The organism is Mesobacillus sp. MER 48 (assembly GCF_023714225.1).
Lineage (GTDB): Bacteria > Bacillota > Bacilli > Bacillales > Cytobacillaceae > Mesobacillus > Mesobacillus oceanisediminis_A.
Genome location: NZ_JAMAUR010000001.1, coordinates 1,079,610 through 1,101,391, shown reverse-complemented (window position 1 = coordinate 1,101,391; position 21,782 = coordinate 1,079,610). Strand labels below are relative to the sequence as shown.

20 protein-coding genes, 1 tRNA gene and 1 other annotated feature are annotated in these 21,782 nt (G+C 45.9%); all 21 genes read left to right on the top strand.

The window, feature by feature from the left end:
- Positions 1-74 precede the first annotated feature (74 nt).
- Positions 75-1,832, top strand: a complete 1,758-nt coding sequence (sdhA, locus tag M3593_RS05630) for a succinate dehydrogenase flavoprotein subunit (protein WP_144477581.1) — start codon at positions 75-77, stop codon at positions 1,830-1,832.
- A gap of 6 nt (positions 1,833-1,838) precedes the next feature.
- On the top strand, positions 1,839-2,600 hold the full coding sequence (gene sdhB, locus M3593_RS05625) for a succinate dehydrogenase iron-sulfur subunit (RefSeq protein WP_144477583.1): 762 nt from the start codon (positions 1,839-1,841) through the stop codon (positions 2,598-2,600).
- A 190-nt stretch (positions 2,601-2,790) separates the two neighbouring features.
- Positions 2,791-3,372: a class D sortase gene (locus tag M3593_RS05620; RefSeq protein WP_144477586.1), complete on the top strand. Its 582-nt coding sequence runs from the start codon at positions 2,791-2,793 to the stop codon at positions 3,370-3,372.
- 213 nt (positions 3,373-3,585) lie between these two features.
- Complete coding sequence (locus M3593_RS05615; RefSeq protein ID WP_251541043.1) at positions 3,586-5,874, top strand: DUF6359 domain-containing protein; 2,289 nt, start codon at positions 3,586-3,588, stop codon at positions 5,872-5,874.
- Positions 5,875-6,004: 130 nt separating this feature from the next.
- Positions 6,005-6,472, top strand: coding sequence for an acyl-CoA thioesterase (locus tag M3593_RS05610; protein ID WP_144477591.1), 468 nt, complete (start codon positions 6,005-6,007; stop codon positions 6,470-6,472).
- 258 nt (positions 6,473-6,730) lie between these two features.
- Entirely contained in the window at positions 6,731-6,955 is a 225-nt protein-coding gene (gene gerE, locus M3593_RS05605) for a spore germination transcription factor GerE (RefSeq protein ID WP_019154738.1), read from the top strand.
- A gap of 189 nt (positions 6,956-7,144) precedes the next feature.
- Entirely contained in the window at positions 7,145-7,603 is a 459-nt protein-coding gene (locus M3593_RS05600; RefSeq protein WP_144477617.1) for a MarR family winged helix-turn-helix transcriptional regulator, read from the top strand.
- Between the two features lie 10 nt (positions 7,604-7,613).
- On the top strand, positions 7,614-8,411 hold the full coding sequence (gene racE / locus M3593_RS05595; protein ID WP_251541041.1) for a glutamate racemase: 798 nt from the start codon (positions 7,614-7,616) through the stop codon (positions 8,409-8,411).
- Between the two features lie 127 nt (positions 8,412-8,538).
- The gene (locus M3593_RS05590; RefSeq protein WP_144477623.1) at positions 8,539-9,609 is read left to right on the top strand and encodes a GerMN domain-containing protein; all 1,071 of its coding nucleotides are present in this window, start codon (positions 8,539-8,541) and stop codon (positions 9,607-9,609) included.
- 113 nt (positions 9,610-9,722) lie between these two features.
- Positions 9,723-10,478: a ribonuclease PH gene (gene rph / locus M3593_RS05585; protein ID WP_144477626.1), complete on the top strand. Its 756-nt coding sequence runs from the start codon at positions 9,723-9,725 to the stop codon at positions 10,476-10,478.
- Positions 10,479-10,491: 13 nt separating this feature from the next.
- On the top strand, positions 10,492-11,085 hold the full coding sequence (locus M3593_RS05580) for an XTP/dITP diphosphatase (RefSeq protein WP_251541039.1): 594 nt from the start codon (positions 10,492-10,494) through the stop codon (positions 11,083-11,085).
- Between the two features lie 5 nt (positions 11,086-11,090).
- Positions 11,091-11,615 carry a metallophosphoesterase gene (locus tag M3593_RS05575; protein ID WP_251541037.1) on the top strand — a complete coding sequence of 175 codons (525 nt, stop codon included), beginning with the start codon at positions 11,091-11,093 and terminating at the stop codon, positions 11,613-11,615.
- A 120-nt stretch (positions 11,616-11,735) separates the two neighbouring features.
- Positions 11,736-11,812 (top strand) — tRNA-Arg (locus tag M3593_RS05570).
- Between the two features lie 326 nt (positions 11,813-12,138).
- Complete coding sequence (gene ilvE / locus M3593_RS05565) at positions 12,139-13,041, top strand: branched-chain-amino-acid transaminase (RefSeq protein ID WP_251541034.1); 903 nt, start codon at positions 12,139-12,141, stop codon at positions 13,039-13,041.
- A gap of 74 nt (positions 13,042-13,115) precedes the next feature.
- Positions 13,116-13,352: a binding site (T-box leader), on the top strand.
- Between the two features lie 85 nt (positions 13,353-13,437).
- Positions 13,438-15,153: an acetolactate synthase large subunit gene (gene ilvB, locus M3593_RS05560; RefSeq protein ID WP_144477635.1), complete on the top strand. Its 1,716-nt coding sequence runs from the start codon at positions 13,438-13,440 to the stop codon at positions 15,151-15,153.
- Positions 15,150-15,665 carry an acetolactate synthase small subunit gene (ilvN, locus tag M3593_RS05555; RefSeq protein WP_144477637.1) on the top strand — a complete coding sequence of 172 codons (516 nt, stop codon included), beginning with the start codon at positions 15,150-15,152 and terminating at the stop codon, positions 15,663-15,665. The genes ilvB and ilvN overlap by 4 nt, the downstream gene beginning before the upstream one ends.
- Positions 15,666-15,703: 38 nt before the next feature.
- Positions 15,704-16,726 carry a ketol-acid reductoisomerase gene (gene ilvC / locus M3593_RS05550; protein WP_144477639.1) on the top strand — a complete coding sequence of 341 codons (1,023 nt, stop codon included), beginning with the start codon at positions 15,704-15,706 and terminating at the stop codon, positions 16,724-16,726.
- Complete coding sequence (locus tag M3593_RS05545) at positions 16,713-18,251, top strand: 2-isopropylmalate synthase (RefSeq protein ID WP_251541033.1); 1,539 nt, start codon at positions 16,713-16,715, stop codon at positions 18,249-18,251. The genes ilvC and M3593_RS05545 overlap by 14 nt, the downstream gene beginning before the upstream one ends.
- A gap of 33 nt (positions 18,252-18,284) precedes the next feature.
- Positions 18,285-19,397 carry a 3-isopropylmalate dehydrogenase gene (gene leuB, locus M3593_RS05540; RefSeq protein ID WP_251541031.1) on the top strand — a complete coding sequence of 371 codons (1,113 nt, stop codon included), beginning with the start codon at positions 18,285-18,287 and terminating at the stop codon, positions 19,395-19,397.
- A gap of 73 nt (positions 19,398-19,470) precedes the next feature.
- Complete coding sequence (gene leuC / locus M3593_RS05535; RefSeq protein WP_251541029.1) at positions 19,471-20,880, top strand: 3-isopropylmalate dehydratase large subunit; 1,410 nt, start codon at positions 19,471-19,473, stop codon at positions 20,878-20,880.
- A 233-nt stretch (positions 20,881-21,113) separates the two neighbouring features.
- Positions 21,114-21,710: a 3-isopropylmalate dehydratase small subunit gene (leuD, locus tag M3593_RS05530; RefSeq protein ID WP_251541027.1), complete on the top strand. Its 597-nt coding sequence runs from the start codon at positions 21,114-21,116 to the stop codon at positions 21,708-21,710.
- Positions 21,711-21,782 lie beyond the last annotated feature (72 nt).

Here is a 21,782-nt window from a genome sequence, read left to right as displayed (position 1 = left end):
AGCTTATGCTAAAAAATAGATTTACCCATGAACGGATATGAAAGACAGACTTGGATTTAAGGGAGTGAGTCACGATGAGTAAAGGTAAGGTTATCATAGTCGGCGGCGGTTTGGCTGGCTTAATGGCTACTATAAAAGTTGCAGAAACAGGAACTCCTGTTGAACTGTTTTCTCTTGTGCCGGTAAAACGTTCCCACTCTGTTTGTGCACAGGGCGGAATCAACGGTGCAGTAAATACAAAGGGTGAAGGTGACTCTCCATGGGTGCACTTCGATGATACAATCTACGGCGGTGACTTCCTTGCGAATCAGCCTCCTGTAAAAGCAATGGCTGAAGCAGCACCGGGAATCATCCATCTTCTTGATCGTATGGGTGTAATGTTCAACCGTACACCTGAAGGATTGCTGGACTTCCGCCGTTTCGGAGGTACACAGCATCACCGTACAGCTTTCGCTGGTGCGACAACAGGCCAGCAGCTATTATACGCTTTGGATGAGCAGGTTCGCCGCCATGAAGTGGCTGGTTTGGTTACCAAGTACGAAGGATGGGAATTCCTCGGAATAGTTAAGGATGAGGAAGGTGTGTGCCGCGGAGTTGTAGCACAGAACCTGACTTCAATGGAAATCAAATCATTTGCTTCAGATGCCGTAATCATGGCAACTGGAGGCCCTGGCATTATTTTCGGTAAAACGACTAACTCGGTTATCAATACTGGTTCAGCAGCTGCGATCGTATACCAGCAGGGTGGTTATTATGCAAACGGTGAATTCATCCAGATTCACCCAACGGCAATTCCTGGCGATGACAAACTTCGTCTGATGAGTGAATCTGCCCGCGGTGAGGGTGGACGAGTATGGACTTACAAAGATGGTAAGCCATGGTACTTCCTTGAAGAGAAGTATCCTGCTTATGGCAACCTTGTACCGCGTGATATCGCTACACGTGAAATCTTTGACGTGTGTGTAAGCCAGAAGCTTGGCATCAACGGCGAAAACATGGTTTACCTTGACCTATCACACAAGGATCCTAAAGAGCTTGATATCAAGCTTGGCGGAATCATTGAGATCTATGAAAAATTCATGGGTGATGACCCAAGAAAAGTTCCGATGAAAATCTTCCCTGCTGTTCACTATTCCATGGGCGGACTGTGGGTTGATTATGATCAGATGACCAATATTCCTGGCCTGTTTGCTGCCGGTGAAGTTGATTACTCACAGCACGGTGCAAACCGTCTTGGCGCCAACTCATTATTGTCCGCAATTTACGGCGGAATGGTGGCAGGACCGAATGCAATCCGCTACATCAACGGGCTTGAAAAGAGCTCAGATGCTGTTTCATCAGCTCTGTTTGATGATGCAATCAAGATGGAACAGGAAAAGTGGAACAATGTTATGTCATTGGATGGAACTGAAAATGCATACGTCCTTCACAAAGAGCTTGGCGAATGGATGACAGACAATGTCACAGTTGTCCGCTACAATGACAGACTGAAGAAAACCGATGATAAAATCGTTGAACTGATGGAGCGTTACAAAAATATCAATATCAACGATACTGCAAAATGGAGCAACCAGGGTGCGGTGTTCACACGCCAGCTTCAAAACATGCTTCAGCTTGCACGTGTTATCACAATCGGTGCCTATAACCGTAATGAAAGCCGCGGAGCACACTATAAGCCAGAGTTCCCTGACCGTAATGATGACGAGTTCTTGAAGACGACTATGGCTAAGTTTGTTGATGCAAATTCAGCACCGGCTTTCCATTATGAAGATGTTGACGTTTCCTTAATCAAACCGCGTAAGCGCGATTATTCCAAGAAGAAAGGGGAGTAATAAGGTATGTCAGAGAAAAAGACTGTCCGTTTTATCATCAGCCGCCAGGAGACTCCTGATTCAGCCCCTTATCAGGAAGAGTTTGAACTTGAGTATCGTCCAAATATGAATGTCATTTCCTCATTGATGGAAATTCGCCGTAACCCGGTTAATGCTAAAGGTGAGGCGACAACACCAATTGCCTGGGATATGAACTGTCTTGAAGAGGTATGTGGTGCATGTTCGATGGTCATCAATGGCCGTCCGCGCCAGTCTTGTTCAGCGCTGGTTGACCAGCTTGAGCAGCCAATCAGACTTGAGCCAATGAGAACATTCCCGGTTGTCCGTGACCTTCAGGTTGACCGCAGCCGCATGTTTGACTCGTTGAAGCGGGTAAAGGCATGGATTCCAATCGATGGAACGTATGATCTTGGACCAGGACCTCGTATGCCGGAGAAAAAGCGTCAATGGGCATATGAACTTTCGAAATGTATGACTTGCGGTGTCTGCTTAGAGGCTTGCCCTAATGTAAACAGCAAATCAGACTTCATTGGTCCACAGTCATTATCACAGGTTCGTCTGTTCAACGCTCATCCAACTGGAGCATTGAACAAAGGCGAGCGCCTTGAAACCATCATGGGAGACGGTGGACTTGCAAACTGCGGTAACTCCCAGAACTGTGTCCAGTCCTGCCCTAAAGGCATTCCATTGACGACATCAATTGCTGCCTTGAACCGTGATACAACATTCCAATCTTTCAAGAACTTCTTCGGAAGCGACCAGGTGTAAAGAAAAGCCAAAGCGCCTTGGTCAGTCCCCGGCAAGTTCTGGAGCTGGAGTCTAATTGGATTTGAAAACTTTATCCATTGTAAAGCACAGCCTCCCTTTCTTTATGGAAGAGGAGGCTTTTCAATTTATGCTTTTTTTACATAAGTACAGCTTGGTATACTGAGACTAAGAACTCAATTAGGAGCAGTATATGAAACTAACAAAATTGTTGGCTATTGTAATTGTCATCAGTGGAATCTTGGTTCTCGGAATTGGTTTGTTCCAATTATGGGATATGAAGCGCCAGGAGCAGGCTTCGCTAAAAGCTGCCAGAGAATTGGTTAAAGAAGATCGAAAGTCCGTGAAAAATGAAGAATTTAAGCCGGAAACAGGTGAGACATCAGGCCTGCTATTAATCCCAAAAATTGAAGCAGAACTGCCGATTGTAGAAGGAACGGAACCGGATGATCTTGAAAAAGGTGTAGGCCATTTTAAAGACTCTTTTTATCCTGATGAAAATGGTCAAATCGTGCTTTCGGGTCATCGTGATACTGTTTTCCGAAAAGCAGGTGATTTGAAAGTGGGGGATCTTTTGACAGTGAAAATGCCGTACGGAGATTATTCATACGAGATCGTCAGCACAAAAATTGTCAGCGCAGATGATACCAGCATCATAACACTTCAGAATAATGAAGAAGAACTCGTGCTGACAACTTGCTACCCTTTCAGTTATGTTGGGGATGCTCCTGACCGGTATATTATCTATGCCAAGAGAATAGCAGAAGGTAATTAATCTAACAAAAACTGTCCAGGATCAAAAGTCCTGGACGGTTTTTAAAATGGTAAGATGGTAACTATAGGAATTGATAGCGTTTTCATACTATTGACTCATTTTTCAAAAAATAGTCATAATTTACAGTACCTTCATGGAATAGCTGATTTATCCATGTTATATTCCTTCTGACAAAGCTTTATATTTCATAAAAAAATCTGAGGAGGAATACATGTGGGGAAGATTCGACAGAAACTTTTTTCATTGCTGACAGCTGTTATTTTGGTGATCAGTATTGGTATGCCCTTTACAGGCCAAACATCTGCAGAAGGCATACTGACTGTCCAGCAGGCAATAGAAAATAATAGCGGTACCGGAACGGTTGAAGGATACATAGTTGCCCATACAACAGGAACTAATTCGTATGATTTTGAAGCTCCTTTCAAAGATGATTACAACTTTGCGCTTGCAGACAGCCCCGATGAAAAAGATGCATCAAAGATCCTGCCAGTCCAGATTAAGACTACTTTCAGGGCTGAATTTGGTTTAATGTCAAATCCGGATCTCATCGGTAAAAAAGTTCAGGTTACAGGCTCTCTCGAAGCTTATTTCACTGTACCTGGCCTCAAATCCCCAACAGCGATGCAATTTGCAGATGGCAGCGGCGGGAACCCTGGTGACCCAGGAGAACCTGAGCCCCCGGCTGTTACTAATTTAAAAATCCATGATATTCAGGGTGAAGGTCATATCTCTCCATATAAGGACCAGAATGTTGCCGGTGTAACAGGTGTCGTGACAAAAATAGAGGGTAATAGCGCCTTCTTTATGCAGGAACCACAAGGAGATGGGAACCCTAATACTTCTGAAGCTATCTACGTATACAAAAAATCTCATGGGCTTGCTGTGGGTGATTTGGTAAAAGTGGATGGACTCGTTAAGGAATGGGTTCTTGATGGGTACGGCGATAAGCTGCAAACGGATCTGGCGATGACTGAAATCAATGCGACTGCCGTAACAAAGCTGGCTTCAGGCACGGAGCTCCCCGAGCCGGTCATCATTGATCAAGATAGAATGCAGCCAACCAGGGTCATTGACAATGATCAGTTTGGTGTTTTTGATCCAGAAGAAGATGGGATCGATTTTTATGAAAGTCTTGAAGGCATGAGGATCGGGGTTGAAAGTCCCCAGGTAATCGGCCCTCAAAAGTATGGCGAAGTACCTGTCATCGCCAATCAGGTTGAAGGGAAGGTATATAGCCCTCAAGGCGGAATTTTGCTGACGAAGGAAAGCAGCAACCCTGAAAGATTGTTCCTGCTGATCAACCGAGACTTTATCGCAAAGGCAGGAGACCGTTTTGATGGATTGGTCACAGGTGTTGTAAGTTATAGCTTCTCCAATTTTAAGATATTGGTGGACCAGGAAACTCTGCCTGAGTTAAATGAAGCTGAATTTGTAGAAGATTATTCGGAGTTGGAAGCGGGAAAAGATCAACTGACAATCGCCAGCTATAATATTGAAAACTTCTCCGCTGAAACTGACGCAGCTAAGACAAAAAGAATTGCTGGTTCAATCATCCAAAATTTGAACTCGCCTGATATCATTGGATTGGTAGAAGTTCAGGATAATGACGGCCAGACAGCTAGCGGATCCGCAGATGCATCCCAGAGTTACCAGACACTGATCGATGAAATCGCGGCGCAGGGCGGGCCTGTATACAAGTGGACGGATATTGCTCCTGAATACAATCAGGACGGAGGGGCACCAGGCGGAAATATACGTGTCGGATACTTATTTAACCCGGAACGAGTGCAATTGAAAGATGCCCCTAAAGGCACTTCGACAGAAGCAGTTGCCTATGAGAATGGGGATCTGACATTGAACCCAGGAAGAATCGATCCGCAGAATTCTATTTTTGAAGACACTAGAAAACCACTGGCAGCAGAGTTTGAGTTCAAAGGGGATGATGTGGTTGTCATTGCCAACCATTTTAACTCTAAAGGCGGAGATGACCCAATATTCGGCAAAACGCAGCCGCCAGTACTTGATAGTGAAGTGAAAAGAATCGAGATTGCCAGATTGCTGAATGAATTTGTGGCGGGGATACACGCTCAAGATCCTGAAGCAAATGTAGTCGTACTTGGTGATCTGAACGACTTCGAATTTTCAAATCCAATTGATGCCCTTGAAAACGGCCAACTAACCAATATGATAGAAACATTGCCATCTGGGGAAAGGTTCACGTACAATTATCAAGGGAATTCACAGGTGCTGGACCATATTCTCGTATCCAACCACCTTGCAGGCAGCAGTGTTGCTGATATCGTCAATATCAATTCTTTGTATATGGAAGAACATGGACGTGCAAGCGACCATGATCCAGTATTGGTACAAATCGATTTTGGACAGAATCAGTGTCCGGAACAAAGTGGTAACCCTGCGAAAGACAAGGTAATGGATAATAACGGAAAACACTTGGGACACGATAAAAAAGCAAAGGCTTGCGGGTATAGAAGCGCAGGCTAATGAAGAGGAAGGATTGGGACTCCCAATCCTTCCTTTTCGTTTTTTCATCTATTTTTATTTCCAAAATTCATAAAAATACTTATAATAAAGAAAAGAATGAATGTTCATTCAGTTTTCGGGAGGTTTCAACATGAAGAAGATGGAATATATTGATGAGATTGTCAGCTGGGAAAAGGAATTTGATTTTTTTTACCAGGTGAAAGTGCGCTTTTCTGAAACAGATATGTTCGGACATTTAAATAACACCGTTCCGTTTACATATTTTGAACAGGCGAGGATTGAATATTTCAAGAGTCAGGGATTCATGCAGGATTGGGTAAAGCCGGAAAACAAAACAATCCCGGTTGTAGCAGATCTGCAATGCGATTATTTAAGCCAGATCTTTTTTGATGAAGACCTGAGGATTTTTGTCAAGGCCAACTCAGTCGGCAATTCCTCGGTAGACCTTCATTATATGGCAAAGAAAGCCGATGGTTCCATTTGCCTTACTGGCAGGGGGACGATTGTCCAGATTTCCAAGAAAACAGGCAAGGGCGAACCCTGGACAGAAGAAATGAGGGAGCTATTTTTAAAAAGCAAAAAATCCACCGTTCAATAAGGTGTTGTGAAATTAATTTTTCGTAAAGCTTAAAAAATTAATTTGCAGAGATTTTAAGTCTGCTGCTAGCGCCTGGTAAATCAATAAAATAAGGTATTTGAAAACGAATATGGACTTGGAATTTAGCCTAATTATAAAAATTGGCTGAAGTCCTTTAATTATTGTCACTCCACTACTTTCCTTCACATATGATATTTTGACTAAATTTATACCCACCCCGCAGTTCACAGCTGGCGAAGGCAAGGAGGGTTACAATACTTGAAGGAAAATGAATATACTCACAAGCCATTACTCACTAAACGCGAAAGAGAAGTTTTCGAACTGTTAGTACAAGACAAAACAACAAAAGAGATCGCTAGTGAATTATTTATCAGCGAAAAAACAGTTCGGAACCATATTTCAAACGCCATGCAAAAGCTTGGTGTAAAGGGGCGTTCCCAAGCTGTTGTAGAGCTCCTGCGAATGGGAGAGCTAGAACTTTAATCATGACCGGCCAACCCTAGAGGTGGGCCGGTTAAGATGTTTATAGGGGTAAAACAGGCGAGTATCGGAATTCTTTCTTGAAATTTGCTCGAAAAAAGTAGAAAATAAGGGCAATAGTAAAAATCATCTCGGCTTGGATACCAAGTTTTAATTGATTATAGAATTAGATTTTTTTAGGAGTTGTTACGGATGAAACTTGAAGGGGTAGAAAAAAATAAAGGGCTGGAGACGGTAGCTGGTATTGAAAAGGATCTAAGGTACATATCAGGAATCATTAAGCAGAAGGGCCGGGAGATCCTCAGCAATTACACCATTACACCACCCCAGTTCATTGCCCTGCAATGGCTGTTTGAAGACGGAGATATGACAATCGGGGAATTGTCGAACAAAATGTTCCTCGCCTGCAGCACGACGACGGACCTTGTTGACAGGATGGAAAAGAATCAGCTGGTTGTAAGGGTGAAGGACCCGAATGACAGGCGTGTGGTCCGCATCCATCTTCTGGAGGAAGGCGAAAGGATCATCGATGAAGTGATCAAGAAACGCCAGCTGTACCTTCAAGAGGTTTTGAAGGATTTCTCCGGCGAAGAAATCGTGTCGCTTAAGGAAGGCCTGGCAAAATTACATCAAGAAATGCGTGGAGAATGAGGCGAGTTTTTTGAATCGACCAATCGGAATCATTGATTCAGGAGTTGGCGGGTTAACCGTTGCCAAGGAAGTCATGAGACAGTTGCCATACGAACAGATCATCTACGTCGGTGATACTGCTCGTTGTCCCTATGGACCAAGGCCTGTTGAGGAAGTGAAAAAATTCACCTGGCAAATGACCCGGTTCCTGCTTGAGAAGAATATTAAAATGCTAGTCATCGCGTGCAATACAGCGACCGCGGTGGTTCTGGAAGAAATCAGGGAAGAGCTCTCCATACCGGTACTGGGTGTCATCCAGCCGGGCGCAAGGACAGCCATCAAGGTAACGGATAATTACAAAATCGGGATTATCGGGACGGAAGGCACGGTTAAAAGCCGTGCCTACGAGCATGCTTTGAAATCAATCAACCGAAAGACTGCGGTTGAAGCACTCGCCTGCCCAAAATTCGTGCCTCTGGTGGAAAGCGGGGAATTTGATGGCCGTGTTGCCAAGAAAGTCGTAACGGAAACCCTGAAGCCATTGCAGGGACAAGGACTCGACACATTGATCCTTGGCTGCACCCACTACCCTTTGCTTGAGCCGCTCATCAAAGAAGTCATGGGACCTGAAGTGAAGGTCATCAGTTCTGGAGAGGAAACCGCACGCGAAGTAAGTACGATCCTTGGCCACAACGATATGTTTGCAGACCGGGACGAGCTGCCTGAGCATTCATTTTACATGACTGGATCCAGAACGATCTTTACCACGATCGCTTCACAGTGGCTCGAACGGCCAATCGAGAACGCGGAGAAAATCAAATTAGGATGATGTTATAGACCTCCAGAGATGGAGGTCTTTTTGTTTTCAGTTTATACTAAAAATCTTACCAAAGAGGGTCTAAAATATCGAAAGGCTCGTATACATGATAGTACAAACTGTCTTTGGAGGGATTTATATGTCAAAAAATAAAAAGGCTGTGGTCGTTACAGCTGCTACATTGGCAACTACTGTATTCCTGTCAGGCTGTGGTCTATTCGGGGGCGAGGAGAAGAAGAAGATCGACCCGCCTCAGGACGTGACTCTCATGGAGAATGGGGAAGCGCTTGATGAAAATGTTACGACTGAAACAAAAGAGAATGGTAAAGAAGCGGTGGAGACATCCATCCAGACAGAACTGTACCTGATTGATAAAAATGGATATGTCGTCTCCCAGACGATGGAACTTCCAAAAACAGAGAGTGTCGCCAAGCAGGCATTGGAATACCTCGTGGCCAATGGCCCTGTGGAGCAAATGCTCCCTAATGGCTTCAGGGCCGTCCTCCCAGCTGACACGCAAATGACACTGAACATCAAGGACGGGACAGCAACGGTTGATTTTTCAAAGGAATTCGCAACCTACAAAAAAGAGGATGAGAAAAGAATCCTTCAAGCGGTGACCTGGACGCTTACACAATTTGATTCCATCGATGAGGTGAAACTCCAGATGAATGGCACGCCGCTCGAAGCGATGCCTGTGAATGGAACTCCAATCGGCGAAGAGTTGAGCCGTGCTGATGGCATCAATGTCGACAATTCAGATGTCGTAGATATCACTAATACGAAAGCAGTGACCGTTTATTATATTGGCGGTGAAGAAGGCGCGTACTACTATGTTCCGGTAACCAAGCGTGTCAGCAATGATCAGAAAGATAATATCACTGCCATTGTCAATGAGCTTGTTGAGGGTCCAGCATATGCTTCGAATCTGCTGTCGGATTTCCAGTCCGGTGTGAAGCTGCTTGATGAGCCAAAGATCGAAGATGGCAAGGTAACGTTGAACTTCAACGAATCTATTTTCGGAAGCCTGGAAGAAAAAATGGTATCTGAACATCTGCTGAATTCTCTTGTGTTGTCACTGACAGAGCAGGAAGGTGTCAAGAGTGTGGCACTGACGGTGAATGGAAAGGCAGATGTGCTGTCAGAAAAGGGCGAGAAACTGGCAGAGCCAGTCACAAGACCTGAAAAAGTAAACACAGGTAGTTTTTAATAACAAAATTTTGATATACTAATTAAAGACATTCAAAGAGGCAGGCGATTTTCCTGCCTCTTATTTATTGTTGTTCCAGGCAAACTGCTTGAACATGCTAAGGAGGGCTTTAAATGAGATACGATGGGCGAGAACCCTTACAATTAAGACCAATACATATAGAAACCGATTATTTAAAACACCCTGAGGGCTCTGTGCTGATTTCTGTGGGCGATACGAAAGTAATCTGTACCGCGAGCATTGAGGATCGGGTGCCGCCATTCATGCGCGGCGAGGGAAAAGGATGGATCACGGCTGAGTATTCCATGCTGCCTAGAGCGACAGAGCAAAGGAATATTCGTGAGGCGGCAAAAGGGAAAATTTCTGGAAGAACAATGGAAATCCAGCGTCTGATTGGCAGGGCTTTGCGCGCGGTCGTGAATCTGGAGGCTATTGGCGAGCGGACGGTCTGGGTTGACTGTGATGTCATCCAGGCAGATGGAGGCACCCGGACGGCATCGATTACAGGAGCATTTATTGCCATGGCACAGGCTCTTGAGAAGCTTAGTAAGCAAAAGAAGCTGTCTGCTTTCCCGGTAAATGATTTACTGGCAGCAACAAGCGTTGGTGTCTTGAAAGATGGAAAAGTTGTTGTGGACCTGAATTATGTAGAAGATTCGGCTGCCCATGTCGACATGAATGTGGTGATGACGGGCAATGGAGAATTCGTTGAATTGCAGGGAACAGGAGAGGAAGCTACATTTTCCTACAGTCAGCTGCAGGAGCTATTGAAGGCTGCACAGGATGGGATTACGGAATTATTCGAATTGCAAAAGTCTGCACTCGGTGAGGAATTGGCCGCAAAGATCGAGAGAGCAAAAAAGCGCTAGGGGAGATCTAAAAATGGAATCAGTTATTATCGCAACAAAAAATAAGGGGAAAGCAAAGGAGTTCGAGAAGTTATTTTTGCCTAAAGGACTTACTGTAAAAACACTGCTTGACTACCCGGAGCTTGAGGATGTTGAAGAAACTGGTTCGACTTTCGAGGAGAATGCAGTCCTGAAAGCCGAGACAATTGCCAGAGTACTCGGAGTCCGGGTGATCGCAGACGATTCAGGACTTGAAATTGACGCGCTGGATGGCCGCCCTGGTGTCTATTCGGCACGATATGCAGGAATTGAAAAGAATGACGAAGCAAACATCGACAAAGTTCTCGATGGACTTCAAAATGTGCCAGAAAACGAACGGACTGCCAGATTTTGCTGTGCATTGGCGATGGCTGAGCCAGGCAAGGAAACATTGACGGTTTTCGGGACATGTGAGGGGAGAATCCTTCGTGAACGAAGGGGCAGCAATGGGTTTGGCTATGACCCGATTTTCTTCGTTGAGACAGAAGGGAAAGGCATGGCAGAATTGACTTCAGAGCAAAAAAACAGCATCAGCCACCGGGCCAATGCGATCAGGAAACTGGATGAAGTTCTCAAGGAACGGGAGTAAACGATATGAGTAAAGTGCTGATTGTCAGTGACAGCCATGGGTCAACAGAGGTGCTGGAAGGAATCGAAAGAGAGCACGGAAGGGATGTAGACCTGATGATTCACTGCGGTGATTCGGAGCTTTCCGAGAAGGATCCTGCCATTATGAATTTCAGGTCAGTCAAAGGGAATTGCGATTTTTACGGCAATTATCCTGACAATGAAGTCCACGACTTAAGCGGCCTGAAAATTCTTGTGACACACGGGCATTTATACTCAGTGAAATCCACACTCGTGAACCTGTACTATAAGGCCAAAGAAGCAGAGGCAGATATTGTTTGTTTTGGACACTCGCATATTCTCGGTGCTGAAATGGTCGATGATGTGCTTTTCATCAACCCGGGAAGCATCAGACTTCCTCGCGGCAGAATTGAAAAGACCTATGTGATCCTCGAGCTGGACAGTAATAAAGTCTTATTAAGGATCTTTGACTATGGTAACGGAGAATTATCCGACTTAAGGCAGGAGTTTACACTTCACAAAAAAGACTGATACTACTATAATAGTTTTCTGAGGGGAATCAATCTTTCCCCTCGGAAAAAAGTTTAGGTTTCATATTGACATTTTGTTATTAGCCTAATATAATAAATCTTGTCTTTAAAAAACAACTATGTCCCAGTAGCTCAGCCGGATAGAGCATACGCCTTCTAAGCGTACGGTCGGGAGTTCGAATCTCTCCTGGGACGCCATTTAAACTACATACCTTAACTCACCTTCATGGAAGGTGAGTTTTTTTTATGCTCAGGAACCCTAAAGAGAAAAAAATTAAAAAATTATAAATGTGAATATATCAACAATGTAAGCGTATACAGATTAGTCAATAAGTCAAAATTATCAAATAATTTAGAAAAAGGGTGTTGACGAGGCTGATAAATGGGCGTAAGATAATCCTCAAATATAAAAATACAAGTTTCACCAATGCAGTTTTTGCAACAGCCCATTGTGTAAAATTGTATTTTTTTTAAACCTAATTCTATTCATTTAAAGCGTCTATTCATTAAAGGAGTGTTGTGTTGTGCCCGAGCAGTGGATCTACTTAAACGGGGAATTCGTCACCAAGGAAAATGCTAAGATTTCGGTATATGATCATGGATTTTTATACGGAGACGGTATTTTTGAAGGGATACGGGTATACAGCGGCAATATTTTCAGGATGGAAGAACATATGGACCGTCTTTACCGGTCAGCTAAATCCATCATGCTGAATATGCCACACTCTAAAGAGGAGTTCACTGATCTTGTAGTAGAGACAGTAGAACGGAACCGATTAAGAGATGCCTATATCCGGGTGGTCGTGTCACGGGGTGTTGGTGACCTGGGACTGGATCCGTATAAGTGCCCTAATGCGAATGTCGTTATCATTGTGGAGCCGCTGTCCATCTTCCCGAAGGAATTGTATGAGAGCGGACTTGAGATTGTTACGGTGGCGACTAGAAGAAACCGTCCTGATGTTTTAAGCCCGAAAGTGAAGTCACTGAATTATTTAAATAATGTCCTCGTAAAGATTGAGGCGCATCTGGCCAATGTGAGCGAGGCTCTGATGCTGAATGACCAGGGCTATGTTGCCGAGGGGTCCGCGGATAATATTTTTATCGTAAGAGGCAACACTTTCCTTACCCCGCCTAGTTATGTAGGGGCCCTTGAAGGAATCACAAGGAGCGCGGTGATTGAAATTGCTTCTAAACTAGGATACGAGGTGAAGGAAGAACCGTTTACCCGCCATGATGTTTACACGGCAGATGAAGTGTTCCTTACCGGAACTGCAGCCGAAGTGATCGCCGTTGTCAAAGTGGATGGAAGAGTCATCGGCGATGGGATGCCAGGCGAGCATACCCAAAACATCCTGAAGGAATTCAGGGCTACTGTTGTAGCCGATGGCATCCAGGTCTATCCGGAGACAGCCCATCAAGTCAGTTAAATATAGTTTTATGTCAAGCTTAGTTGATTATGTTGCAAACAACATCAACCTATCTGGGTTTTTAATCGAATATAGATAAAGCGAAGACAGGGACAAGTAATTCAATGCGATCAGCATGCACAGAGAGCCGGGTTAGCTGGAAGCCGGTGATGCCGTATTGAATGAACTCACCCTGGAGCGCCAGTTTGAAAGGATACTAGTAAAACTGGTCGAGTGCAACGCACTTGTTATCAAAATCACGAGCGCACGCGTTAAGCGTGAAGAAGGGTGGTACCGTGGAACAAGGAGATAAAGCCTATTCCATCCCTTTGCCTGGGAAACCTTAGGCATATGGAGATGGATGGGCTTTTTTATTTTGAAAAAATACAGTGAATCCAAATATGGGAGGTTCGATAAATGGAAGCTGCCTTGAAGGAAACAAAGGCTAAAACGAGTAAAGTGAGCGGCGCAGATTTGCTGCTAAAGGCTCTGGAAAAGGAAAACGTCGAAGTCATTTTCGGCTACCCAGGAGGAGCTGTCCTCCCGATTTACGACAAACTCTATGATTCTAAGATCCTTCATGTGCTGCCAAGGCATGAACAGGGAGGAATCCATGCGGCTGAAGGATATGCGCGGATCAGCGGGAAACCGGGTGTGGTCATCGCAACTTCTGGACCGGGCGCGACCAACATCATCACCGGCATTGCCGATGCGATGATGGATTCGCTGCCGCTGGTCGTTTTCACCGGCCAGGTGGCGACAGGGGTCATCGGTACAGATGCCTTCCAGGAAGCTGACATTCTGGGAATCACCACCCCAATCACGAAGTATAACTATCAGGTCAGGGAGATCAAAGACATCCCACGGATCATCAAGGAAGCTTTTTATATTGCGACAAGCGGCAGGCCTGGTCCGGTGGTCATCGATTTTCCAAAGGACCTTGCGTCGGGAATACTGGCAGAACCGGAGTCGGCAGATCAGGAAATTTATTTACCAGGTTATCAGCCGACAACGGAGCCGAATTTCCTGCAAGTCAGAAAGCTGTCAGAAGCAGTCAGCAAGGCAAAAAGACCAGTCATCCTCGCTGGAGCTGGCATCCTTCATTCAAAGGCATCAAATCTATTAAAAGAATACGCTGAACAGCAGAACATTCCGGTGGTCCACACACTGCTGGGCTTGGGTGGATTTCCCGCAGGACATAAACAGTTTATGGGGATGGCGGGGATGCATGGCTGCTATACGGCCAACATGGCTCTCTATCATTGTGACTTGCTGATCAATATCGGGGCACGCTTTGATGACCGGCTGACAGGCAACCTGCAGCACTTTGCGCCAAAAGCAACTGTCGCCCATATTGATATAGACCCTGCGGAAATCGGGAAGAACGTGCCTACGAAGATTCCGGTTGTAGGAGATGCCAGGGAAGCTTTAAAACAGCTGCTCAAGCTCGAAGGGAAACCTCCGCAGCAGCAAGAATGGATTGAAACTCTGGAGTCCTGGAAAAATGAATTTCCTTTTCATTACGAAGACAATGAAATTCTAAAACCGCAAAAGGTCATGGAACTGCTATATGAAAAAACAGCAGGCGAAGCGATTGTCGTTACCGATGTCGGTCAGCATCAAATGTGGGCTGCTCAATACTATCAGTTCAAAACAGCTGATCGATGGGTCACCTCAGGAGGGCTCGGAACAATGGGATTTGGTCTTCCAGCCAGTATAGGCGCACAGCTGGCAGACCCGCAGGCTTGCGTAGTCGCCGTTCTCGGTGATGGCGGTTTCCAGATGTCAACCCAGGAGCTGGCTGTGATTGCCGAATTCCAGCTGCCGATCAAGATTGCGATTTTCAATAACAAGGCACTTGGGATGGTAAGGCAATGGCAGGAGATTTTCTACCAGGAAAGGTATTCTCACAGCAAAAATCCGATACAGCCATCCTTCGTAAAACTGGCTGAAGCATATGGCATCAAAGGGTTTGAAATCCACTCCGAAGCTGAAGCGCATGCCATCCTGGATGAAGTGCTCAATGACAATGAACCGGTGCTGCTCGATTTCAGGGTCGATGGAGCTGAAAATGTATATCCAATGATTGCCCCAGGAAAAGGAATCCACGAAATGGTGGGAGTGAGGAAATGAAGCGAATCATAACGATGACGGTCCTGAACCGGCCCGGAGTCTTGAACAGGATCACCAATCTTTTTACAAAACGAAATTACAATATTGAAAGCATTTCGGTTGGTCTTACAGAGCAGGAAGGAGTCTCCCGGATGACCTGTGTTGTCCATGTGGAGAATGACGGGATGGTTGAGCAGATCACGAAGCAGTTGAACAAGCAGATCGATGTGCTGAAGGTGGCGGATATCAGCGACCAGGCGATAGTCGCCCGTGAGCTGGTTCTTGTGAAAGTGCCGGTCCTTCCCCAGAATCGGGCAGAAATCTACTCCATCATTGAACCATTCCGGGCATCAGTGATTGATGTGAGCAAGGATAGCATCATCATCCAATTGACAGGTGAAACGGAAAAGATCGAGGCATTTATCGATCTGATCAAACCATATGGAATCAGGGAGCTGGCCCGGACTGGAACGACTGCATTCCCGCGGGGGAACCAGCGGACCAGCCAGCAAAAAACATTTTCTTTTGTCTGATCAAAAACCAATTTTTAAAATAGAAAGGGAGAGAGAATATGGCGAAAATGTACTATAACGGTGATGCAAATGAGGCTTATTTCAACGGAAAGAGGGTTGCGGTTGTCGGTTATGGCTCACAGGGACATGCGCACGCACAGAATCTCCGCGACAGTGGCGTTGAGGTTGTTGTTGGCTTAAGATCAGGAAAGTCATGGGAAAAGGCTGTTGAAGATGGCTTTGAGGTCAAGACAGTGGCTGAAGCAGTTGCCTCATCAGATGTGGTCATGGTATTGCTGCCGGATGAGCGGCAGACAGCAGTATACAAAAATGAAATTGAACCCCAGCTTTCAAATCAGGCTTTGATGTTTGCCCATGGTTTTAATGTCCATTTTAACCAGATCGTTCCGCCGGAAACTTGTGATGTGTTGCTGGTCGCTCCAAAAGGGCCGGGACATCTTGTCAGAAGGACATATGAAGAGGGGGCAGGCGTTCCAGCGCTTTTCGCCATCCATCAGGATGTATCGGGAGAAGCAAGGGAACTAGCGCTCGCTTATGCAAAAGCAATTGGAGCATTAAGGGCCGGAGCATTGGAAACAACCTTCAAGGAGGAAACGGAAACAGATCTATTCGGGGAGCAGGCTGTGCTTTGCGGCGGGTTGACTTCACTCGTTAAATCGGGCTTTGAAACACTTGTCGAAGCAGGATACCAGCCGGAGCTGGCATATTTTGAAACGATGCATGAACTGAAGCTGATCGTTGATTTGATGTATGAAGGCGGATTGGAAGGAATGCGCTATTCCATTTCTGACACGGCACAATGGGGCGATTTTGTCAGCGGGCCAAGGGTTGTAAATGATCAGGTGAAAGCGGAAATGAAAAAAGTTTTGACAGACATCCAGGAAGGAACCTTTGCAAAAGGCTGGATTGAAGAAAACGAAAACAACAGACCGGTCTTCAATGCGATCAATGAAAAAGAAAACAGCCACCAGATTGAAGAGGTGGGAAGAGAACTAAGAAAGATGATGCCGTTTGTCAACAAACAAAAGCAGAGAGAAGTGGCTGCCAGTGCGAAAAATTAAAATTTTTGATACGACATTGCGTGATGGGGAGCAGTCAGCCGGGGTCAATTTGAATTTCACGGAAAAACTAGAGATTGCCAGACAGCTTGAGCGGCTGAATGTCGATATCATTGAAGCCGGGTTTCCGGCCGCTTCCAAAGGGGATTTTGCCTCAGTTGCGGAAATTGCCCGTGAGATCAAAGACTGTTCGGTGACAGGGCTCGCGCGCTCGGTTATAACGGATATTGACTCTGCGTGGGAAGCCTTGAGGCATGGTGCAGAACCAAGATTGCATCTTTTTATCGCAACTTCGCCTATTCATAGGGTCCACAAGCTGAAGCAGACCAAAGAAGAAGTGATCGAAACAGCGGTAAGAACGGTGAAATATGCGGCAGCCAAATTCCCGGTCATTCAATGGTCTGCTGAGGATGCTTGCCGGACTGAGCTTGATTTCCTGGCTGAGATTGTTGAAGAGGTGATCAGGGCAGGTGCAAATGTGATCAACATTCCAGATACTGTTGGATATATCTCTCCGCAGGAATATGGACAGATTTTTACTTACTTGCAGGAACACGTTCCTTCTATTAGTAAGGTCGAACTTTCAGCGCATTGTCATGATGACCTTGGGATGTCAATCGCCAACTCCCTTGCCGCTGTATCTGCGGGTGCTTCACAGGTGGAAGGAACCATTAACGGAATTGGCGAGCGGGCAGGGAATGCAGCACTCGAAGAATTCGCTGTTGCCCTCCATATCCGTAAAGATTTTTACGAGGCGGAAACAAGGATGAACCTCAAGGAAATCAGCAGAACAAGCAGCCTTGTCAGCAAGCTCACGGGTATGGCGGTTCCGGCGAACAAAGCGGTGGTCGGCCGGAATGCCTTCGCGCATGAGTCGGGAATCCACCAGGACGGAGTGCTGAAAGAGAAAACGACTTATGAAATCATTTCTCCAGAGCTGGTCGGCCTTCAGAATAACTCGATGGTACTCGGAAAGCACTCTGGACGACATGCATTCCGAAACAGATTAAATGAAATTGGGCTATCTGTTCCAGAACACGAGATCAATCACTTATTCTCTGTATTCAAAGAGCTGGCAGACCGGAAAAAGGAAATGACTGATGATGACCTTGCAGCCATCATCCTCGAAGAGAAGCTGTCTAAAGAACAGCAGTATTACCGGCTCGATTCCATTCAGGTACAGTACGGGACCAACCAGGTACCTACTGCAACGGTCACCCTGTCTGGCTGTCAGAATGAAAAAATCCAGGAAGCTTCAACAGGCTCCGGAAGTATCGAAGCTTTATATAATACGCTTGAAAAATGCATGGAAGAAACAGCGAGCTTGTTAGATTACAGGATCCAGTCAGTCGGGGCGGGCAGGGATGCTCTTGCACAGGTTTACGTGAAACTGGATTTCGGGGGAATCGAGACAAGCGGAAGAGGCCTCGCACAGGATGTGCTTGAAGCTTCTGCGAAGGCGTATCTCAATGCTGTCAACAGAGTCCTTTATATGGAAGAAACAAAGAAGGTTGCCGTTAACGGCTGATCAACAACTACTAAAAAAGTGGAGGCGAGTGTAATGGAAAAAAGGATCGCAATCCTGCCAGGAGATGGCGTAGGTAAAGAAGTAAGCAAGGGGGCGGTCACGATCCTCCAGGCAGTAGCCGAGCTTTTCGGGCACAAATTCCATTGTGTGTATGGAGAAATTGGCGGCGCAGCCATCGATGAGTATGGAACCCCGCTTCCGGAGCACACCCTGGATCTTTGTAAAACCAGCGATGCTGTTCTTTTAGGGGCAGTAGGCGGACCGAAATGGGATGGGATGCCCGGGTATCTGCGTCCTGAAAAAGGGTTGTTGAAAATCAGGAAAGAGCTTGGATTGTACGGGAATGTCCGGCCAGTCCAATATTACTCCAGTATTTCCGGTGTATCTCCGCTTCGCGAGGAAGTCGTCGAGGGTGCTGATATGGTCGTAGTCAGGGAACTGACAGGCGGGCTTTACTTCGGGAAACCGAGTGAGCGGACAGTCCAAAAAGGTGAAGCTTCTGTAGTAGATACTTTGTTTTACCAGAAAAAAGAGATGGAGAGAGTCATTCGCTACGCGTTCGAGCTGGCCGCAACGCGCAAAAGCAAGGTCACTTCAGTGGATAAGGCCAATGTCCTGGAATCAAGCCGAATGTGGAGGGAAACAGCTGAAGAAATCGCGAGAGAGTTCCCGGATGTGCAGCTTGACCATATGCTCGTGGATAACGCAGCAATGCAGCTGATCAAAAATCCTCGGCAGTTCGATGTAATTGTAACAGAAAACATGTTTGGAGATATTTTAAGTGATGAAGCCTCGGTGCTGACCGGATCGCTTGGCATGCTGCCGTCAGCCAGCGTTTCAGTCCAGGGACCATATTTATATGAGCCGATCCATGGTTCAGCACCAGATATCGCCGGAATGAATGCTGCCAACCCAATCGCGATGATCCTTTCAGCTGCGATGATGCTGAGAATGTCTTTTGGGCTGGATGAGGAAGCAGAAGCAGTCGAGAACGCCGTGAAGCAGGTTCTTGAATCAGGAAGCAGGACACGTGATATCGCTGTAATGGGAAGCTTCCCGGTCACAACTGAACAAATGGCCGAAGAAATCAAAGCTGCCCTTCTCGATAATGAAGCAATTTTCAATATCATGGGTGCTTATGCTTAAACCGGTGTTAATGATTCTAAGATCTTAACTGAGTATAAATCTATCTTATATACAAATGAAAGGGGAGGTTATTTTGGGAAAAACGATCATTGAAAAAATCTGGGAGAAGCACGTCGTCCATATGGAAGAGGGCAGGCCGGACCTATTATACATTGACTTGCATCTTGTCCATGAAGTGACCTCCCCGCAGGCTTTTTCAGGGCTGAGGATGAAAAATCGGACAGTAAGGAGGCCTGACCTGACATTTGCGACGATGGACCACAATGTTCCCACCCTTAATCGCCGGGAGATCAATGACCAGGTTGCCAGGAACCAGATGGACACATTAAGGAATAATTGCGAGGAGTTCGGAATTCCGCTCGCTGACCTTGACAGTCCGGAACAGGGAATCGTCCATGTCATCGGGCCTGAGCTCGGTTTGACGAAGCCAGGGATGACCATCGTCTGCGGAGACAGCCACACATCGACACACGGAGCCTTCGGTTCACTTGCCTTCGGGATAGGAACAAGTGAGGTTGAACATGTTCTTGCTACGCAAACGCTCTGGCAGACAAAACCGAAAACATTGAAAATCGAAGTTTCCGGCTCACTCGGGCCTGGAGTCAGCGCCAAAGATGTCATTCTGTTTATTATCGGTCAATATGGCGTCAAATTCGGTACAGGATATGTTATTGAATTTTGCGGCGATGTGATCAGGAATATGTCGATGGAAGAAAGGATGACGCTTTGCAATATGTCAATCGAGGGCGGGGCAAAAGCATCAATCGTTGCTCCTGATGAAAAGACTTTCGCCTACCTTAATGGAAGGAAGTATGCACCACAGGGAGATGCGTTTCTTGATCATATCCTTGAATGGCAGAAGCTTGCCTCTGATGAAGATGCGGAGCATGACGATGTGATTGAAGTTGATGGAAGAGAAATCGTACCGATGGTCAGCTGGGGAACGAACCCAGCGATGACGGCCCCGGTTACGGAAAGAGTGCCATATTTAGCAGAATGTGAAACGGATGCAGAAAAGAAATCCGTTCAAAGAGCCTTTGAATATATGGGACTTGAGGAAGGTCAGCTTATCAAAGATATCCACGTGACGAAAGTATTCATCGGTTCCTGTACGAATTCAAGGATCGAGGACCTCCGAGCTGCCGCCGAGATTGTCAAAGGGAAGAAGGTCGCTGCAGGAGTAAATGCGATTGTCGTACCAGGTTCCCAGCAGGTGAAAAAGGCAGCAGAAGAAGAAGGCATAGCCGCTATTTTTATCGAAGCAGGATTTGAGTGGAGGGAATCAGGCTGCAGCATGTGCCTCAGCATGAATGCTGATATCGTACCAGCCGGGGAGCATTGCGCCTCCACTTCAAACCGGAACTTTGAGGGAAGACAGGGTGCTGGAGCACGGACGCATCTAGTGAGCCCGGCTATGGCAGCTGCAGCTGCGCTTAACGGACACTTTGTTGATGTCAGGTCGATGGCTGGAGTAACGGTTTAGTGTTTATACCAAATAGTGACTGATGGCGCAATTAATGACCATGAGTATTGCAATTAACGGCACGAAAGACACTATTCTCGCTATCTTTTCGTGCAAATACCACTAATGAGTAAGAGAATAATTTTTCCAGGAGGAAGAATAGCTGAAAAAATTGTCCTGAACTCTAGGCAAGTTCCGGCCGCCTCCTAACAGTTAATTCGTAAGGAAAAACTTTACGATGAAAGGAGCCTGAAATGTCCAGTTTTAAAGAAATGACAGGAAAAGCTGCTGCAATGGACCGGACCAACGTGGATACAGACCAGATCATACCGAAGCAATTCCTGAAAAGAATCGAGAAGACCGGGTTTGGTCAATATTTATTTTACGACTGGCGCTTCAAGCCAGATGGTGAACCAGATGAAAGGTTCGAACTCAACCATCCTGCCAGCCAGGGAGCATCGATTTTAATCGCCAACGAAAATTTTGGCTGTGGATCCTCCAGGGAACACGCGCCATGGGCATTGCAGGATTATGGGTTCCGGGTAATCATTGCTCCATCGTTCGCAGACATATTTAAGCAGAATTGCCTTAAAAATGGAATTCTCCCTGTAGTATTGTCTGAAAAGGAAGTATCCTGCCTGCTTGGAAAAGCAGCTGGGCAGGAGTATGAGATGACCGTTTCGCTTGAGCAGAAATGTGTTTATGACAATGAGGGTTTCAGGGCAGAGTTCGAAATTCACCCATACTGGTATAATATGCTCCTGAACGGATGGGACGAAATCGAATTGACTCTCCAGCTCGAAGGAAGTATTAAGGAATATGAGGATGGGGTTGCGAAGATAGGGTGCTAGTTTTGGCAACTAAACTTTATAGAAATTAAAAGATTCACAGGCTCTGCTTGTGAATCTTTTTGTTTTTTCCAG

What these genes read in the sequence shown, in the direction of transcription:
- M3593_RS05575 (WP_251541037.1), top strand. Translation starts at nt 11,091, where the DNA reads ATGAGTAAAGTGCTGATTGTCAGTGACAGCCATGGGTCAACAGAGGTG.
- leuD (WP_251541027.1), top strand. Translation starts at nt 21,114, where the DNA reads ATGTCCAGTTTTAAAGAAATGACAGGAAAAGCTGCTGCAATGGACCGG.
- sdhB (WP_144477583.1), top strand. Translation starts at nt 1,839, where the DNA reads ATGTCAGAGAAAAAGACTGTCCGTTTTATCATCAGCCGCCAGGAGACT.
- M3593_RS05610 (WP_144477591.1), top strand. Translation starts at nt 6,005, where the DNA reads ATGAAGAAGATGGAATATATTGATGAGATTGTCAGCTGGGAAAAGGAA.
- leuB (WP_251541031.1), top strand. Translation starts at nt 18,285, where the DNA reads ATGGAAAAAAGGATCGCAATCCTGCCAGGAGATGGCGTAGGTAAAGAA.
- rph (WP_144477626.1), top strand. Translation starts at nt 9,723, where the DNA reads ATGAGATACGATGGGCGAGAACCCTTACAATTAAGACCAATACATATA.
- M3593_RS05580 (WP_251541039.1), top strand. Translation starts at nt 10,492, where the DNA reads ATGGAATCAGTTATTATCGCAACAAAAAATAAGGGGAAAGCAAAGGAG.
- M3593_RS05620 (WP_144477586.1), top strand. Translation starts at nt 2,791, where the DNA reads ATGAAACTAACAAAATTGTTGGCTATTGTAATTGTCATCAGTGGAATC.
- M3593_RS05590 (WP_144477623.1), top strand. Translation starts at nt 8,539, where the DNA reads ATGTCAAAAAATAAAAAGGCTGTGGTCGTTACAGCTGCTACATTGGCA.
- ilvN (WP_144477637.1), top strand. Translation starts at nt 15,150, where the DNA reads ATGAAGCGAATCATAACGATGACGGTCCTGAACCGGCCCGGAGTCTTG.
- M3593_RS05600 (WP_144477617.1), top strand. Translation starts at nt 7,145, where the DNA reads ATGAAACTTGAAGGGGTAGAAAAAAATAAAGGGCTGGAGACGGTAGCT.
- sdhA (WP_144477581.1), top strand. Translation starts at nt 75, where the DNA reads ATGAGTAAAGGTAAGGTTATCATAGTCGGCGGCGGTTTGGCTGGCTTA.
- ilvC (WP_144477639.1), top strand. Translation starts at nt 15,704, where the DNA reads ATGGCGAAAATGTACTATAACGGTGATGCAAATGAGGCTTATTTCAAC.
- ilvB (WP_144477635.1), top strand. Translation starts at nt 13,438, where the DNA reads ATGGAAGCTGCCTTGAAGGAAACAAAGGCTAAAACGAGTAAAGTGAGC.